The sequence below is a fragment of the Pseudoalteromonas sp. JC28 genome (assembly GCF_013319255.1).
In the GTDB taxonomy this organism is placed as follows: domain Bacteria; phylum Pseudomonadota; class Gammaproteobacteria; order Enterobacterales; family Alteromonadaceae; genus Pseudoalteromonas.
In genome coordinates, this window is the sequence record NZ_QOKX01000006.1 from 40,358 (window position 1) to 56,806 (window position 16,449).

The 16,449-nt window shown below is 43.2% G+C and carries 16 protein-coding genes; 14 read left to right on the forward strand and 2 right to left on the reverse strand.

From position 1 onward, the window contains the following. Window positions 1-3 precede the first annotated feature (3 nt). Window positions 4-2,184 (reverse strand): winged helix-turn-helix domain-containing protein, encoded by a 2,181-nt coding sequence (locus tag DS891_RS14255; RefSeq protein WP_227386639.1) that lies wholly within the window; start codon window positions 2,182-2,184, stop codon window positions 4-6. Window positions 2,185-2,395: 211 nt separating this feature from the next. Between DS891_RS14255 and mnmE the strand changes: the two genes are divergently transcribed. After that, window positions 2,396-3,760, forward strand: a complete 1,365-nt coding sequence (gene mnmE / locus DS891_RS14260) for a tRNA uridine-5-carboxymethylaminomethyl(34) synthesis GTPase MnmE (RefSeq protein WP_174170130.1) — start codon at window positions 2,396-2,398, stop codon at window positions 3,758-3,760. Window positions 3,761-5,089: 1,329 nt separating this feature from the next. On the opposite strand, the gene DS891_RS14265 is transcribed toward mnmE, so the two are convergent. Next, a complete protein-coding gene (locus tag DS891_RS14265; RefSeq protein ID WP_157757268.1) occupies window positions 5,090-5,230 on the reverse strand; it encodes a hypothetical protein in 141 nt (46 codons plus the stop codon). A gap of 32 nt (window positions 5,231-5,262) precedes the next feature. Here DS891_RS14265 and DS891_RS14270 point away from each other — a divergent pair, with 32 nt between their 5' ends. From DS891_RS14270 to atpG, 13 genes are all read left to right on the forward strand, one after another. Beyond that, window positions 5,263-5,538, forward strand: a complete 276-nt coding sequence (locus DS891_RS14270; RefSeq protein WP_368032205.1) for an isocitrate lyase/phosphoenolpyruvate mutase family protein — start codon at window positions 5,263-5,265, stop codon at window positions 5,536-5,538. A gap of 391 nt (window positions 5,539-5,929) precedes the next feature. Then, on the forward strand, window positions 5,930-6,367 hold the full coding sequence (mioC, locus tag DS891_RS14275) for an FMN-binding protein MioC (protein ID WP_010604148.1): 438 nt from the start codon (window positions 5,930-5,932) through the stop codon (window positions 6,365-6,367). A 422-nt stretch (window positions 6,368-6,789) separates the two neighbouring features. After that, a complete protein-coding gene (gene mnmG, locus DS891_RS14280) occupies window positions 6,790-8,679 on the forward strand; it encodes a tRNA uridine-5-carboxymethylaminomethyl(34) synthesis enzyme MnmG (RefSeq protein WP_174170131.1) in 1,890 nt (629 codons plus the stop codon). Window positions 8,680-8,694: 15 nt separating this feature from the next. Then, on the forward strand, window positions 8,695-9,315 hold the full coding sequence (gene rsmG / locus DS891_RS14285; RefSeq protein WP_010376874.1) for a 16S rRNA (guanine(527)-N(7))-methyltransferase RsmG: 621 nt from the start codon (window positions 8,695-8,697) through the stop codon (window positions 9,313-9,315). 14 nt (window positions 9,316-9,329) lie between these two features. Continuing rightward, window positions 9,330-10,115, forward strand: coding sequence for a ParA family protein (locus DS891_RS14290; RefSeq protein WP_010376876.1), 786 nt, complete (start codon window positions 9,330-9,332; stop codon window positions 10,113-10,115). A gap of 15 nt (window positions 10,116-10,130) precedes the next feature. Next, window positions 10,131-11,069 carry a ParB/RepB/Spo0J family partition protein gene (locus DS891_RS14295; RefSeq protein WP_174170132.1) on the forward strand — a complete coding sequence of 313 codons (939 nt, stop codon included), beginning with the start codon at window positions 10,131-10,133 and terminating at the stop codon, window positions 11,067-11,069. A gap of 289 nt (window positions 11,070-11,358) precedes the next feature. Beyond that, window positions 11,359-11,739 (forward strand): ATP synthase subunit I, encoded by a 381-nt coding sequence (locus DS891_RS14300; RefSeq protein ID WP_010604145.1) that lies wholly within the window; start codon window positions 11,359-11,361, stop codon window positions 11,737-11,739. Window positions 11,740-11,754: 15 nt separating this feature from the next. Next, window positions 11,755-12,612 carry a F0F1 ATP synthase subunit A gene (gene atpB, locus DS891_RS14305; protein WP_010604144.1) on the forward strand — a complete coding sequence of 286 codons (858 nt, stop codon included), beginning with the start codon at window positions 11,755-11,757 and terminating at the stop codon, window positions 12,610-12,612. 59 nt (window positions 12,613-12,671) lie between these two features. Next, window positions 12,672-12,905, forward strand: a complete 234-nt coding sequence (gene atpE / locus DS891_RS14310; protein ID WP_010604143.1) for a F0F1 ATP synthase subunit C — start codon at window positions 12,672-12,674, stop codon at window positions 12,903-12,905. 42 nt (window positions 12,906-12,947) lie between these two features. Beyond that, window positions 12,948-13,418, forward strand: a complete 471-nt coding sequence (gene atpF / locus DS891_RS14315) for a F0F1 ATP synthase subunit B (RefSeq protein WP_010604142.1) — start codon at window positions 12,948-12,950, stop codon at window positions 13,416-13,418. A 16-nt stretch (window positions 13,419-13,434) separates the two neighbouring features. After that, on the forward strand, window positions 13,435-13,968 hold the full coding sequence (atpH, locus tag DS891_RS14320) for a F0F1 ATP synthase subunit delta (RefSeq protein WP_010604141.1): 534 nt from the start codon (window positions 13,435-13,437) through the stop codon (window positions 13,966-13,968). 14 nt (window positions 13,969-13,982) lie between these two features. Continuing rightward, window positions 13,983-15,524 (forward strand): F0F1 ATP synthase subunit alpha, encoded by a 1,542-nt coding sequence (atpA, locus tag DS891_RS14325; protein ID WP_010376884.1) that lies wholly within the window; start codon window positions 13,983-13,985, stop codon window positions 15,522-15,524. A 52-nt stretch (window positions 15,525-15,576) separates the two neighbouring features. Then, window positions 15,577-16,437, forward strand: a complete 861-nt coding sequence (gene atpG, locus DS891_RS14330) for a F0F1 ATP synthase subunit gamma (protein ID WP_017218545.1) — start codon at window positions 15,577-15,579, stop codon at window positions 16,435-16,437. The last annotated feature ends 12 nt before the right edge of the window (window positions 16,438-16,449 follow it).

Here is a 16,449-nt window from a genome sequence, read left to right on the forward strand (position 1 = left end):
AGCCTAATTTATCGTCCATTTACTCTGACAATAGACGCTGTAAGGGGCATCGATAAGCTCAGCAATAAAGCGCTTATTGATGCTGCTTTGCTGGCGTATTTGCAGCAACTGTTGCTGTAATAATTGGCTGCTTTCGAGTCCGGCCAATTTATCTGAAAAGCGCTTTTGCAGCGCTTCTTCATTTAACATATCAGCCGCAACAACACCGTAAAGCAACAAAAGATGTGAATTGGTATGTTGATGTGCAGTAATGATCTCAAGCGCTTGTTGAGGCTCGTTTCTCAAAAGGTGGATATACATTTGCGTATAGAGCGCATAGGTCTCAACTTCTTGTAGCTGTAACGTTTGATAGTCTTGCATTGCTTCAATCGTCAACGGCTCTGCTAATTCGAGCTTGCCCGCTTTGATCCAGGTCCAACCCAGTAACAATTTAACGTTGGCACGCGTCACCGAAGAAATATAATCGCTTTCTAACAGCATTTGATATTGCGTAATTGCACTTTGCATTGCATCCGTATCACCCGTTTGCAATGCGATATCCATATGCGCCATGCCAATCAGTAATTGCTGTTGCTCATAGCTTGGAATAAAACGCGGCTCGCCGTTAATGTCTTTTAAATACCGTAGCGCCTTCTCTCCCTGATGTAGCTGAATATAGTAGAATCCTAGGTAAGTGAGTATTTGCTTTTCTAAATAGTGATATCCATTTTTCTGAGCTAAAGCGAGGGCTTTTAATAAACTAGGCTCACTTTCAACCACTGGCACTAAGTAATTTTGACCATAAGCAAACAAAGCTTTTATTAGATTCATGGTCTGCTCTGTTTGCTCATAATAGGCAATGGCTTGCGCGAGTACAGGTTTACTCTTCTCTAAGTTCAGTAACGTTTTTTCAGCGGGACCAGCCGCTGGTGGATTGGCAAGATAGAAACTCCGCTGTGCTTCGCTATAGGCAAACGATCGACTGCCTATCAAAACATGCGCTGAACTCATCGCTTGCTGGTATTCATCCCAACGTTGTAACACCCAAAAAGCATCTGCTTTGAGTTGATATGCCATCGCAATCAATTCAACTTGCTGGCTTTGCTCAGCAGCATCGAGGGCAAGCTGAGCTTGCTGCAACGCTTGCTGATGTAAGCCTTGTGCCTTGAAAAACTCTCCGTAATAGAGGTGGTAGCGAGCACGAGTCGCGATTGAAGCTGAACTTAGTGAAATCTGTTCGAATCGACGGGTGGCTGAATCAATATCACCGAGCTGCCAACAAATTTGCGCAAGCTCCAACTGACTTTCTAGATGTTCTGGCATTTGTGCCACAGCCGCCTCAAAATATGCCTTTGCTAGTTGAGGTCCCTGTTCATTTAATGCTTGTACACCGCGGTAATAGTCATTCATTGCTAGATTTAGGGATGATTTTTTGGCAGTTTTAGTGTCAACACCTAGCGCTAACTGCGCAATAACCTCTGTTGCAATCGCTTCAAAGCTCTCATCTAACTGTTCAACAATTATCTCGCTTTGCTTATCTCCATAAGTAACACTGAGTAAAAAACGCTGTTGTATCGGCTTTAATGAAAGCGTGAGCTGATTAATCCCACTATTCTCTGCAAGCTCAGGATATTGGCTTCGCGGTACTAATTGATAATGAGACTGTAAATGTTGTCTCAATGCTGCTTCAAGCGCATAACCCCACCACGCATTGGCTTGCACACCCGTCTCATTCACCATAGGCACAATGATTAACGAGTCTTGCTCAGCTTGTACACGAGTGACAACGGGAACTGAGCTAGAAACGAGGTAAACACTCGCTGCGACTCCACTTAACGCAATAGCGCCAACGACAAGCATCGTTTTCATTGTTGTAGTGAGTTTGAATGTAGTAAATGTGCGGCTCTCAACAGGACAAATCCACTGATAACCTTGCTGTGGTATGGTTTTAATAAAGGTGGGTTGCTGGGCGTTATCTTTGAGGGCTTGTCTTAGCTCAGTGATACTTTGTGTTAGTGCAGCTTCTCTAAACTCACCGTGTTGCCACAACGTACTGAGCAATGTTTCACGTGTAACAATCTGATTTGGGTGGGCTAAAAAATAAGCCAACAATTGCGCGACTCTCGGCCTCAGTGGCACTTGCTCAGCATCACGATATAAACACGAGACATTTGGATCGAAGCGGAATTGAAGAAAGTGCAGCACAGCGTTAGTTTCCCTTATACAACCTTTGCTAGTAAGAACAGTAAAAACTGTGACCATAATTATACCTGACAAAAGCGCATAACCGTATCATTAAGGTCATCAACCACCCAAAACACAATGAGCATACTCAGATATTACCCACCTGCTATACCTGAGATATATCAATTGCTGTACAATTATGGCTATTAACCAGACAGTCTAAAGAGTCATCATGATCGCACAAGACACCATAGCAGCACAGGCTACCGCACCGGGTCGCGGTGGCGTTGGTATTATTCGAGTTTCAGGGTGTAAAGCCCGAGCAGTTGCCGAGCAAATCTTAGGTAAATGCCCAAAAACTCGCTATGCCGAATACCTGCCATTCAATACCCTAGCAGGTGAACAACTAGACCAAGGTATTGCATTGTTCTTCCAAGGGCCGAACTCATTCACCGGTGAAGATGTCCTTGAGTTACAAGGCCACGGTGGCCCCGTGGTACTTGATATGCTGTTAAAGGAAATCAGCCAAATTGAGCAAGTGCGCTTGGCAAAGCCTGGTGAGTTCTCAGAACGTGCTTTTATGAACGACAAGCTAGACTTAACGCAAGCAGAAGCTATCGCAGACTTGATCAACGCCACCAGCGAGCAAGCTGCAAAAAGTGCGCTACATTCACTACAAGGTGACTTTTCTAAACATATCAATACGTTGGTTGAGAAAGTAATTCATCTTCGCATGTACGTAGAAGCCGCAATTGACTTCCCCGATGAAGAAATCGACTTTCTTTCCGATGGTAAAGTTTCGGGTGACCTAGAAGCCATTATTCAGCAACTCGCAGAAGTGCGTAAACAAGCCAAGCAAGGCAGCATCATGCGTGAAGGCATGCGCGTGGTGATTGCAGGCCGCCCTAATGCCGGAAAATCTTCACTACTCAATGCCTTAGCAGGCCGTGAAGCCGCGATTGTTACAGACATCGCAGGTACCACACGAGACGTACTACGTGAACATATTCATATTGATGGCATGCCGCTTCATATTATCGACACCGCAGGACTTCGTGATAGTCCAGACAAAGTAGAACAGATAGGCATAGAGCGTGCTTGGGAAGAGATCCGCGGTGCCGATCACGTACTATTTATGGTGGATGGCACCGAAACCCACGAAACCGATCCTGCGAAGATCTGGCCTGATTTTATCGAGCAATTACCACAAGGCATGGAAATTACCGTGATCCGCAATAAAGTCGATTTAAGCGGTGAAGCGGTTGGCGCAACAACGAGTGATGGCCATACCCTTATCCGTCTAAGTGCTAAAGACATTCAAGGCATTGATTTATTGAGGGAACACCTAAAAGCCTGTATTGGATTTACTGGTGCAACTGAAGGTGGCTTTATGGCTCGCCGTCGTCACTTAGATGCTCTAGAGCGCGCTGCTGAGCACCTAGAAATAGGTCAAACTCAACTAGAAATGCATATTGCCGGTGAAATTTTGGCAGAAGAGCTACGCCTTACCCAGCAATACCTCAATGAGATCACTGGTGAATTCACCTCCGACGACTTGCTTGGCAAAATCTTTAGCTCGTTTTGTATTGGGAAGTAATAAGTCAAACAAGCTATAACCAACAAGTAGTTGATCTCTTACCACTATTAAACCTTGATTGGTGCACTTATTATCTGAATTCAGGGCCATTTCGTACTATATGATTGAAGCATTTCGCTTCAATCATATAATTTAAATTATATAAAATGTGAATATCATGAAAATATTTGTCCGAAGTTGTTCAAACTGCAAAACTGAAATTTCAATGGTAATAAGGATGAAGTTAATTTCTGAGAAGTTCATTTATTGTCCCAGCTGCGGTTTTACACTTCAACCAAGTATATTATGGACTGTAGTCATCTGTTTTTTGCTTTCTTTCTTGTTTAAAACCACATTTCACTCTGTTATCGCTGACAAATTTGGTTCAACAGCCGCAATCTTAATTATCCTTATGTTAGTATATATTTTTAATCGATTACTCGAACCTTTTTCTGATTTAAAGGCCATAGATAAAAACGAACTTCTATGATTTTCATTTCTTTAATCCTAGAGCCTATTAACCTTTGACCATAAATCACCCAAGAAAATGGTGATATTTGGATATACATCAATCTATACCCTCATTGCCCACCTTGCTGCTTCCTTTTCTTGGCAGCTTAACTTTTCAAGTTGGTTTCTAAAATCATTACTGTCATACCCCTTATCAACTGTTATAACTTCAGCTAGAGTGACTGTGAAATCAAGCTATTAGCATGAGTTACTTCGTCGCTCCTGAATATTGACGTTTTAATGCTTAGACTAGCCGAATTCAATCAATCCAGACTGGGCATTAATTTTATCGACAATTCTGTTATTACGCAGCGCTTTTCGCTGCTAATAACTAATATTAAATCTAGGCATAAAAAAGCCGCAGTTGGGCTAGAATTTTACGGCAGCTTTGGCCTACCTACGCTTTTGCCCTGCAATATACACATCATAACGCATTCCTCGATAACCCCTATCTACAAAACAGCTGTATCGCCTTTTATCTGTGACGTTTTCTACTATTCTCAACGTTTCTCATAACGTGTCGCCGTCATAGGGGCTGCCATGCATTGCATGCATCCAAGCAAACTACAAACTGCTCTTTCAATATTGTCGCGATACTCAACTCATATGGCTTTGCGCTTTTTCCCTTGGCGATACATTGAACACCCGGCTCATGCAGGTTATAGAGTTTGTTTTTACTCGTTTTTCTTGCTTTAACAGCCGCTTGTGTTGTTGTAGGGCATGGATAAACTCCCAACTTGGCTGCTCGGTGCTTTTCCTCAAGATACCTTTCATCACCCGTCTGAGATAGTTTCCCAGTGTTTTCATCATGCGTTTAAATTGTTTAGCATGGGCACAGCGCTACTTTTTGCGCGGTCTTAGGCCAATTCGTTCATAACTTTGCCTAAGCCGAATACTGGCTTGCTTAGCGAAACCAACCAGTTTGCCACGGCATTTTTCTAGTAGTTTACTGTCCGTTGGATGGGCAATATTTTTCTCCATGACAATCTGTCTATGACTACTTCTCGTAAATTATTCCCGGTTTAACCAACACCACGATGATAAAACGCCTAACAGCCCTGCTTTCAATCCCAGTCAATGTGATGCTGTTGCCCGGATTTAGTGATAAACAGGCGTTAGCAGAGTTAGGAGTCAAACGTATCTCATCGGGTAATGCTCTCAGCGATCATGTGATAGCACTACAAGAATCAGCCACCAGAAGGCTGCTCGAAGAACATGCTGTAGACTTCTTATTTGAGCAATCAGTCCGCACAACTTGGCTGTCAAACCAAATAAATCACAAGATCTGATCGCTTTTTTAGATTCTTTTATTATATGGATCCAACTATATAGATCTAAAAGACTGGATCAACTTCCAGCTTTTAGATCGTTATCCACAACACCTCATCCACAACCTCAAAATTTGTTCAAAAACAGCGGAGATCCTACCGTTTCAAGCATGAGCCTTGCCTTAAAAAAGTATTTTTAGGCTCAGCTATCCCATAGATTATCCACAAATAAATCACCGAGTTAAGCTTGGGAATATTTTATTTTCTGTTTTTATTTCATATAGATAAGTAAAAACACTAAAAATTACACACTATTTGTGCAAATATTTTTATCCAATAACCTCAAAGCCCTCTTTACATATTCACGTTAAACGCTAAGATGGCGCGCAATACGACTTAGGTAAGGGTAACAATGCAAACTTTAGATCTTATTGTAGGCAGCCAAATGGGATCAGCAGAATACGTTGCTGAACAGCTAATGGAATCGCTTGAATCTCAAGGTTATACCGTGAATTTGCATGAAAAACCCGAGCTTGAAGCTTGTCAGCAAGCACTTTGGCTGGTGGTGACATCAACTTATGGGGCCGGTGACTATCCAGAAAACTTATTACCTTTTATATCAGCACTAAAAGCGAGCTCAGATCTAAGCCAGTTACGCTTTGCGGTAGTGGGAATTGGTGATTCAAGTTACGACACCTTTAATCATGCAGCTATTAATCTTGCTGATCTACTTAAAGAAAAAGGTGCGACACAGCTGTTAGACATAGAAAAGATCGATGTTTTACACCCAGATCTACCAGAAGATACCGCTATTGCTTGGTTACCTAAGTTTGTTGAATGTGTCGCTTAACGGCGCGACATTGAAATACACAGAAGTTATTCACAAATTCAGTCTATTTTAGATCGTATTGTGGATAACCTATGATCTAACTGCTGTTCTACGCTTACTTATCCATTGGATAAAATAATTCAGATCTAGCCCTGTGAATAAAATGGCAAGTTGATCAAAGGTTTTAAGCCCATTGATCCGATCTAATTCACACCAATTGATCTTAGTTAAGCAGTTGGATCTAAACAGGAATACAAAACTATTCACAGATCAAAGGATCAGTAGTAGTAAGATCAATAAAGATCTTTAAAAAGATCCTTATATATTTTAAGTGATCTCTTTTTTGCGTTGTGCAAAGTTTAACCATTTCACTTCTGGTTAATTCTAGGTAGAATACGCATCCTTTCTAAATTTGCTCGGTTGTTTTAAGTAGGATCCCGTAAATGATTTATCATGAACATTTTGATGTCATCGTTGTTGGTGGTGGACACGCAGGCACTGAAGCTGCACTTGCAGCTGCTCGTATGGGTATGAATACCTTATTGTTAACACACAATATGGATACCTTAGGCCAAATGTCGTGTAACCCAGCTATTGGTGGGATTGGTAAAGGTCATTTGGTTAAAGAGATCGATGCGCTTGGTGGTGCAATGGCCAAAGCAATCGACAAAGGTGGGATCCAATTCAGAACGCTTAATTCATCGAAAGGCCCTGCGGTACGAGCGACTCGTGCTCAGGCAGATCGCGCATTGTATAAAGCGGCGATCCAAGACATTTTGCAACATCAAGAAAACTTAAAGATCTTCCAACAATCTTGTGATGATCTGATTGTTGAAGGCGATCAGGTCAAAGGTGTCGTAACTCAAATGGGTTTACGCTTTAGCGCTTCTTCAGTGGTGCTAACGGTTGGTACTTTCTTGGGTGGCCAGATCCATATTGGTTTAGAAAACTTTAAAGGCGGCCGTGCTGGCGATCCTCCATCTATCGCTTTGGCTGATCGTTTACGTGAAATGCCTTTTAGAGTTGATCGACTAAAAACGGGTACCCCACCACGTATCGATGCAAGAACAGTTGATTTTTCAGTGATGCAAGAGCAACCAGGCGATACCCCTACTCCGGTTTTCTCGTTTATGGGCAAAGTGTCTGATCATCCAAAACAGATCCCTTGTTATATCACCTATACCAATGAAAAAACCCATGATGTGATCCGCAATAACTTACATCGCTCGCCAATGTATGCTGGCGTGATTGAGGGAATTGGTCCACGTTACTGCCCTTCCATCGAAGATAAGATTGTGCGTTTTGCTGATAAAGAAAAACATCAGATCTTCGTAGAACCTGAAGGCTTAACATCATACGAGCTATATCCAAATGGTATCTCCACCAGCTTACCATTTGATATCCAACTGGAGATCGTACGTTCTATTAAAGGGTTTGAGAATGCGCATATTTGTCGTCCTGGTTATGCAATTGAGTACGACTTCTTTGATCCCCGTGACCTTAAGCAATCATTAGAAACTAAGTTTATCAATGGCTTATTCTTTGCAGGTCAAATAAACGGTACAACCGGTTATGAAGAAGCTGGTGCCCAAGGGTTGATTGCGGGTATGAACGCAGCTCTTCAAGTTCAAGGCCGTGAAGCATGGACACCGCGCCGTGATGAAGCTTATGCCGGTGTGTTGATTGACGACTTAGCAACGCTTGGTACAAAAGAACCTTATCGTATGTTTACCTCTCGTGCTGAATACCGTTTGTTACTACGTGAAGACAATGCGGATTTACGTCTAACGGAAAAAGGTCGCGAATTAGGTTTAGTTGACGATGAACGCTGGGCTGCATACAACGACAAGCTTGAAGTTATGGAACAAGAAGCACAGCGTCTGCGCAATACTTGGATCCATAAAGATCACCCTGCACTTGAAGCGGTAAATGGATTATTGAAAAAACCACTGGTACGCGAAGCCAGTCTTGAAGATCTGATCCGCCGTCCAGAGGTTAATTATCACGACCTGATGGCAATCGAAGGATTAGGATCTGAGTTTGATAATATTCCAGCCCTTGAACAGGTTGAGATCCAAACTAAGTACGCCGGTTACATTGCGCGTCAACAAGATGAGATTAATAAACAGCTTCGTCATGAAGAGGCATTACTGCCTGCTGAGTTTGATTATAGCCTGGTAAGCGGCCTGTCAAATGAGGTTGTGGCAAAGCTAAGTGATGCTCGTCCACAAACGATTGGTCAAGCTTCACGTATTTCTGGTATCACCCCTGCTGCTATTTCGCTATTATTAGTGTATCTGAAAAAGCAAGGGCTATTACGTAAGTCGGCGTAATAGCAGTGGAACACTGTGTTACTAGAACAATTGAATGAATTACTCGCTGATACCTCAATCGAGCTCAGCGAACAACAAAAGCAGCAGTTGGTCGAATATGTCCAGCTGCTGGATAAATGGAACAAAGCCTACAACCTCACTTCCGTTCGTGACCCAAAAGAAATGATGGTAAAACACATCATGGATTCTTTGGTTGTTGCGCCACACTTAACGGGCAGTAACTATATTGATGTTGGCACCGGACCGGGTTTACCGGGTATGGTTTTAGCGATAGCTAGACCGGACATCAATTTTGTTCTTCTTGATAGCCTTGGTAAAAGAGTTCGATTTTTAATGCAGGTAAAACATGGGCTTGGCATTGAGAATGTTACCCCAGTGCAGTCTCGAGTTGAAGAATATCAGCCAAGTGTTAAATTAGACGGTGTACTCAGCCGTGCTTTTGCATCACTACAAGATATGATCCAGTGGTGTTCACATTTAATCGATAACCAAGGTGTATTCTTAGCACTAAAGGGTCAATACCCTGCGGATGAGCTAGAACAATTACCAAACGGCGTGAGTTTATCGCAAGATATTAGTTTAGTGGTGCCCAAGCTTGAAGGTGAGCGCCATTTAATCATTCTTTCTAAAGATTAATTGTCGAGGACAATGTGGCAAGAGTCATTGCAATAGCAAACCAAAAAGGTGGTGTTGGTAAAACAACCACTGCGGTGAATTTAGCCGCGTCCATGGCGGCGACTAAACGTAAAGTTCTGTTGATCGATCTCGATCCTCAAGGCAATGCAACCATGGGCAGTGGTGTTGATAAATACGCCGATGTCGCAACGGTTTATGATCTATTGATCGAAGAAGCGCCAATGGATCAAGTGATCACCACAGAAACCAGTGGTGAGTATCATTTGATCGCAGCCAATGGGGATGTAACCGCGGCAGAAGTCAAACTGATGGAGTTGTTTGCGCGCGAAGTGAGACTACGCAACGCCCTTGAGACGATAAAAGATAAATATGAGTATATATTCATCGACTGTCCACCTTCATTAAATATGCTAACGGTAAATGCCATGGCTGCCGCCGATGCGGTTTTAGTTCCGATGCAGTGTGAATATTATGCACTGGAGGGATTAACAGCTTTAATGGACACCATTACCCAACTCGGTAAGTTGGTGAATCCAGGATTGCAAATTGAAGGCATTTTGCGCACTATGTACGACCCGCGTAATCGTCTAGCTAACGACGTATCTGAGCAGTTAAAACAACACTTTGGCGATAAAGTGTACCGGACTGTGATCCCTCGTAATGTGCGATTAGCGGAGGCGCCAAGTTTTGGAGCGCCTGCGATGTATTATGATAGAGCATCAAGCGGTGCGAAAGCTTATCTAGCGCTAGCGGGTGAAATGCTAAGACGCAAAGAAAAGCAAGCAGCTGCGGTTGCCTAAGAGGATAAAAAGAACATGTCGGTTAAAAAACGTGGTTTAGGCCGAGGGTTGGATGCCCTACTCAGCTCAGCTAAACCTAATCCAAGTGCTGCGGCACCTGTGCCTAATCAACAAGAAGCGGTTGCAACAGTCAGTGAAGCACCTGCCGAATCGGTGGTTGAACAAGAGTTACAACGATTACCTATTGAGTGGCTAAAGCCGGGTAAATATCAGCCGCGTAAAGATATGTCTGAACAGGCACTTGAGGAACTGGCGAGTTCGATCCGTTCACAGGGGATTTTACAGCCTATTGTGGTGCGTAAAGTTACCACGCAAAGCTTTGAAATTATTGCCGGTGAGAGACGTTGGCGTGCGGCACAACTGGCAAAGCAAGATACCGTTCCTTGTTTAATCAAAGATGTGCCGGATGAAGCGGCTGTTGCTATTGCCCTTATTGAAAACATTCAGCGTGAAGACCTCAATGCGATGGAAGAAGCAATTGCTCTAGATCGATTGCTTAATGAATTTGAACTCACGCATCAGCAGGTTGCTGATGCGGTGGGTAAATCGCGTACAACGGTCACCAATTTACTTCGTCTCAACAATCTCAACGATGATGTAAAAATCTTGTTGGAACATGGCGACATAGAAATGGGTCATGCTCGTTGTTTACTTGCCCTAACTGGTGAAGCGCAATCTGAAGCAGCAAGAACTGCTGTGGCCAAAGGATTAACCGTAAGAGAAACCGAAAAACTGGTTCGCACCATTTTAGAGCCTGTTGAGAAAAAAGAAGCGAAGCAAAAAGATCCTGATGTGAAGCTGCTTGAACAGCAATTGCAGGAAAACTTAGGCGCAAAAGTTGAGATCAACTATAACCAAAAAGGCAAAGGTAAACTGGTTATTTCCTATGCTAGTTTGGATGAGCTTGATGGTATTTTGGGGCGTATTAACTCTGAAATGAGTGAAGCTGAATAACGGTAAACTTAACTAATTGACTAATACGTGAATGCGGTGCTTTATTTTGCGCCGCTATTTCCTCACCGATATGCTGCGAAATAGCGAGAATACTAAGAACTTTGATGGAAAAATAGCCACTCTTGTACAGGCTTTAATTTAAGCCTTCCTCCCTAACAAATTTTGACCTATTTGGCGTCCAAAAAACGTCACATTTCGCCTCGTCAAGTTGCAAATTAAGCAGAAACAAGTATAATTTCGCCAGTTTTCATACCCTGATAAAATTTAACGTCATTAAGGTTAATATAAAGTGACTCATTCGTTAGCCCGCCCATACAGGCGAGCCGCATTACAAGGTGTTTTGATTCAGGGTATCGTAGCATTAGTCGCTGCAGTAATCGTTTTTATAGGTTGGGGAGTACAAGCCGGAGTTTCAGCATTAGCTGGCGGCGCTGTGTTGGTACTCCCTAATTTTGTATTTGCTGCTTACGCCTTTCGATTTATGGGTGCAAGCAAAGCAAATCAAGTATATTCCTCGATAAAACGAGGAAATGGATTAAAATTTTTGCTAACTGTTGTGCTCTTTGCACTGATTTTTAAGCATTTTTCAGTAATGATGCTGCCTTTCTTTGGCGCGTATATGCTCGTGATGCTGACACAATGGTTGGTCCTGATTTTTTTTAATCATTAACTTTTGGGATAAAACATGGCTGCAGAAGAAGTTACTATATCGAGCCATATTCAGCACCACTTGACCAATGCCAAGATGTGCTCGACCGATGCCGGTCTTGCCTTCAATAAAGCATGTGCGGACAGTGGTTTCTGGGCATGGAATATAGATACCCTCGCATGGTCAATCGGTTTAGGTCTTATTTTCTTATGGATCTTCCGAAGTGCCGCTAAAAAATCCACTATAGGCGTTCCTGGTAAGTTCCAGTGCTTTATCGAGATGATCGTTGAATTCGTTGGTAACAACGTACGTGATACGTATCATGGCAAAAGCGCACTGATCGCTCCTTTAGCCCTAACTATCTTTGTTTGGGTGTTCTTAATGAACTTAATGGACTTAATTCCTGTTGATTTCTTACCTGCTTTTGCCGGCTTTGTTGGTGAGCAAGCGTTTGGTATGGATTCACACGATGTGTACATGAAAATTGTACCAACCACTGACGTGAACATGACCGCAGCACTAGCTATCGGTGTGTTTATTTTGATGATCGGTTATTCAATCAAAATCAAAGGTATCGGTGGCTTTATTGCTGAGCTAACACTTCATCCGTTTAGTACTAAGAACAAGATTGGTATGTTGTTCTTGATTCCGTGTAACTTGTTACTTGAAACCATTGCTCTTGTTGCAAAGCCATTCTCATTGGCACTGCGTTTGTTCGGTAACTTATACGCGGGTGAATTGATTTTCATCTTGATCGGTACGATTGGTTTAATGCAGTTACCACTGCACTTTATTTGGGCGGTATTCCATATTTTGGTCATCGTATTGCAAGCGTTCGTATTTATGATGCTGACAATCGTATACCTAAGCATGGCAAGCTCAGACAACCACTAACAGATTTTTTAAAAAATTAACTTTAACTTTAATTTACAATTGAAACTTTGGAGAAAAAAATGGAACTAGTATTAGGCCTTAAGTTTATCGCTGTTGCTCTACTAATCGGCTTTGGTGCAATCGGTACAGCTATCGGTTTCGGTAACATGGGTGGTAAATTCCTTGAAGCTTGTGCTCGTCAACCTGAGCTTGCGCCTTCACTACAGGTTAAAATGTTCATCCTTGCTGGTCTAATCGATGCTGTAGCAATGATCGGTGTTGGTATCGCAATGGTAATCCTGTTCGTACTTTAATTCTAATTTTTGAACAGTTTACTATTTTAAGGAGGAGTGGTTGTGGATATTAACCTCACTCTAATCGGTGAATTAATTGCGTTTACGGTATTCGTACTTTTCTGTATGAAATATGTATGGCCACCGCTAAATGATGCAATTGAAGCTCGCCAGAAGAAAATTGAAGATGGTTTAGCGGCATCTGATGAAGCTGAGAAAGAACTTGGGCGCGTACGTGCACAAGGTGCTGAACAGTTGAAAGAAGCGAAAGCACAAGCGGCTGAAATCATCGAACAAGCTAAGAAGCGTGCTGCGCTAATTGTTGACGAAGAGACTACTCGTGGTCAGCAAGAGCGTGAAAAAATCATTGCTCAGGGACACTCTGAAATTGAGTCTGAGCGCAACCGTGTGAAAGAAGAGCTGCGTTCACAAGTCGCTGCACTTTCTATCGCAGGTGCTGAGAAGATTTTAGAGCGTGAAATCAATCAAGCCACACACAGTGACATCGTTGAAAAACTTGTCGCTGAGCTTTAAGTAGGAGGGTATGAGCATGTCTGAATTGACTACTATCGCTCGCCCATACGCTAAAGCAGCTTTTGAACTTGCCGTTGAAAAAGGCACAGTTGAAGCTTGGAATGAAATGCTGTTCTTCGCTGGTCAAGTTACCAGCGACGAACAGGTTCAGGCGCTACTTGGTAGCATCGCTACTGAATCACAGCAGTCTGAAATCATTATCAAGTTATGTGCTGAGCAACTCAACGAACAAGGTCAAAATCTTATCAAGCTGATGGCCGAAAATGAGCGTTTAGCCGCCATCCCAGCTGTTGCAGAATTGTTTGCAGAATTAAAAGCAGACTATGACAAAGAAATCGAAGTAGATGTGGTTTCAGCAACAGTGCTTGCAGATGATACGCAAGCAAAATTGGTCGCGGCACTTGAGAAACGTTTCGCACGCAAAGTTAAGCTGAATTGTAGCATCGACGAAGCCATTGTAAGTGGCCTAGTGATTAAAGCCGGTGACACCGTAATCGACGGTTCTGTTCGCGGCAAGTTAGATCGTCTTGCGACGTCGCTACAATCGTAATTGGGAAAAAGAGCATGCAACTTAATTCCACAGAAATTTCTGCACTGATCAAGCAACGCATTGAGCAGTTTGAAGTTGTAAGTGAAGCGCGTAACGAAGGTACTATCGTATCTGTTACCGACGGTATCATCCGTATCCACGGTCTTGCTGACTGTATGCAGGGTGAGATGATCGAGCTTCCTGGCAACCGTTATGCTATCGCACTAAACCTTGAGCGTGACTCAGTAGGTGCTGTAGTAATGGGTCCATACGCTGACCTTAAAGAAGGCGTAAAAGTTAAATCAACTGGTCGTATCCTTGAAGTACCAGTAGGCCGTGGTCTACTAGGTCGTGTTGTTAACACGCTAGGTGAGCCAATCGACGGTAAAGGCGCTGTTGATAACGATGGTTTTGAACCAGTTGAAAAAATCGCACCTGGCGTAATCGAGCGTCAATCAGTAGATGAGCCAGTACAAACTGGTTATAAGTCTATCGATGCGATGATCCCAGTTGGTCGTGGTCAGCGTGAGCTTGTGATCGGTGACCGTCAGACTGGTAAAACAGCACTAGCAATCGATGCTATCATCAACCAAAAAGACACAGGCGTTAAGTGTGTGTACGTAGCGGTTGGTCAAAAAGCGTCAACAATTGCTAACGTAGTACGTAAACTAGAAGAGCACGGTGCGCTTGCAAACACTATCGTAGTAGTTGCTTCTGCATCAGAATCTGCAGCGCTACAATTCCTAGCGCCGTTCTCTGGTTGTACTATGGGTGAATACTTCCGTGACCGCGGTGAAGATGCACTAATCGTATATGATGATTTGTCTAAGCAAGCTGTTGCTTACCGTCAAATCTCACTACTACTTAAGCGTCCACCAGGCCGTGAAGCATACCCTGGTGACGTTTTCTATCTTCACTCACGTCTTCTAGAGCGTGCGTCTCGTGTAAACGCTGACTACGTTGAGAAGTTCACAAATGGTGAAGTGAAAGGTAAAACAGGTTCATTGACGGCATTGCCAATCATTGAAACTCAAGGTGGTGACGTTTCTGCATTCGTACCTACCAACGTTATCTCAATCACTGACGGTCAGATCTTCTTAGAAACTGACTTGTTCAACGCAGGTATCCGTCCGGCGGTTAACGCTGGTATCTCGGTATCTCGTGTAGGTGGTGCAGCTCAAACTAAGATTGTTAAGAAACTAGGTGGTGGTATCCGTCTAGCGCTAGCTCAGTACCGTGAACTAGCGGCGTTCTCTCAGTTCGCTTCTGACCTTGATGATGCAACACGTGCACAGCTTGAACACGGTGAGCGTGTAACAGAGCTAATGAAGCAGAAACAGTACGCACCGATGTCTGTTGCTGATATGTCATTATCGCTATTTGCAGTAGAGAAAGGCTTCCTAAAAGATATCGAAATCAACAAGATCCTTGATTTCGAAGCAAGCCTAATCGCGTTTGCTAAGAGCGAGTACGCAGAGCTAATGGCTCAAATCAATGAAACTGGTAACTACAACGCCGAGATCGAAGCGCAGCTTAAAGAGCTTCTTGAGAAGTTCAAGTCTACGCAAACTTGGTAATGTGTTATTAAGGTGAGTAGGTAACTACTCACCGAGATTCGGAGAGAGAGTCATGGCCAGCGGAAAAGAGATAAAAAGCAAGATCGGGAGTATCAAGAATACTCAAAAGATCACCAGCGCAATGGAGATGGTTGCTGCTTCTAAAATGAAGAAGGCACAAGAACGCGTAGCGTCTAGTCGTCCATACGCTGAAAACTTACGCAAAGTGATCGGTCGTGTTGCTCAGGCTAATCTTGATTTCCATCACCCGTTCCTAGAAGAACGTGATGTGAAACGAGTTGGTTATATCGTTATCTCTACAGACCGTGGTCTTTGTGGTGGCTTAAACTCAAACGAGTTTAAGCGTGTAGCGAAAGACGTGAAAGCGTGGAAAGAAAAGGGTGTTGAGGCGTCGTTCGCAACACTAGGTAGCAAAGCTGCTGGTTTCTTTAAACGTTTTGGTGGTTCGCTTGAAGCCAAAAAGGCAGGGCTGGGAGATACACCTTCAATACAGGACGTAATTGGTCCTGTAAAAGTAATGCTAGATGCATACGAAGAAGGCAAAATTGACCGCTTATTCGTTGTGTACAATAAGTTTGTCAACACAATGAAACAAGAGCCTGTTATCGATCAGTTATTACCTTTGCCAAAAGCTGAAGAAGAAGTATCAGCTCACGCTTGGGATTACTTATATGAGCCAAGCCCAGAGGCGATTTTAGAGACACTAATTGTGCGCTTTATTGAGTCTCAGGTTTACCAAGGCGTAGTTGAGAATGCTGCCTCTGAGCAAGCTGCCCGTATGGTTGCGATGAAAGCCGCAACTGATAACGCAGGTGGCCTGATTGATGAGCTACAGCTGGTATACAACAAGGCACGTCAAGCCGCAATCACACAAGAAATCAGTGAGATTGTGAGCGGTTCGGCTGCCGTGTAACGCTTCGGCAAA

Excerpts from the sequence above, each read along its gene's own strand:
- atpB (WP_010604144.1), top strand. The coding sequence starts at position 11,755 with ATGGCTGCAGAAGAAGTTACTATATCGAGCCATATTCAGCACCACTTG.
- atpG (WP_017218545.1), top strand. The coding sequence starts at position 15,577 with ATGGCCAGCGGAAAAGAGATAAAAAGCAAGATCGGGAGTATCAAGAAT.
- DS891_RS14265 (WP_157757268.1), bottom strand. The coding sequence starts at position 5,230 with ATGGAGAAAAATATTGCCCATCCAACGGACAGTAAACTACTAGAAAAA.
- mnmG (WP_174170131.1), top strand. The coding sequence starts at position 6,790 with ATGATTTATCATGAACATTTTGATGTCATCGTTGTTGGTGGTGGACAC.
- atpA (WP_010376884.1), top strand. The coding sequence starts at position 13,983 with ATGCAACTTAATTCCACAGAAATTTCTGCACTGATCAAGCAACGCATT.
- mnmE (WP_174170130.1), top strand. The coding sequence starts at position 2,396 with ATGATCGCACAAGACACCATAGCAGCACAGGCTACCGCACCGGGTCGC.
- atpH (WP_010604141.1), top strand. The coding sequence starts at position 13,435 with ATGTCTGAATTGACTACTATCGCTCGCCCATACGCTAAAGCAGCTTTT.
- DS891_RS14295 (WP_174170132.1), top strand. The coding sequence starts at position 10,131 with ATGTCGGTTAAAAAACGTGGTTTAGGCCGAGGGTTGGATGCCCTACTC.
- atpE (WP_010604143.1), top strand. The coding sequence starts at position 12,672 with ATGGAACTAGTATTAGGCCTTAAGTTTATCGCTGTTGCTCTACTAATC.
- mioC (WP_010604148.1), top strand. The coding sequence starts at position 5,930 with ATGCAAACTTTAGATCTTATTGTAGGCAGCCAAATGGGATCAGCAGAA.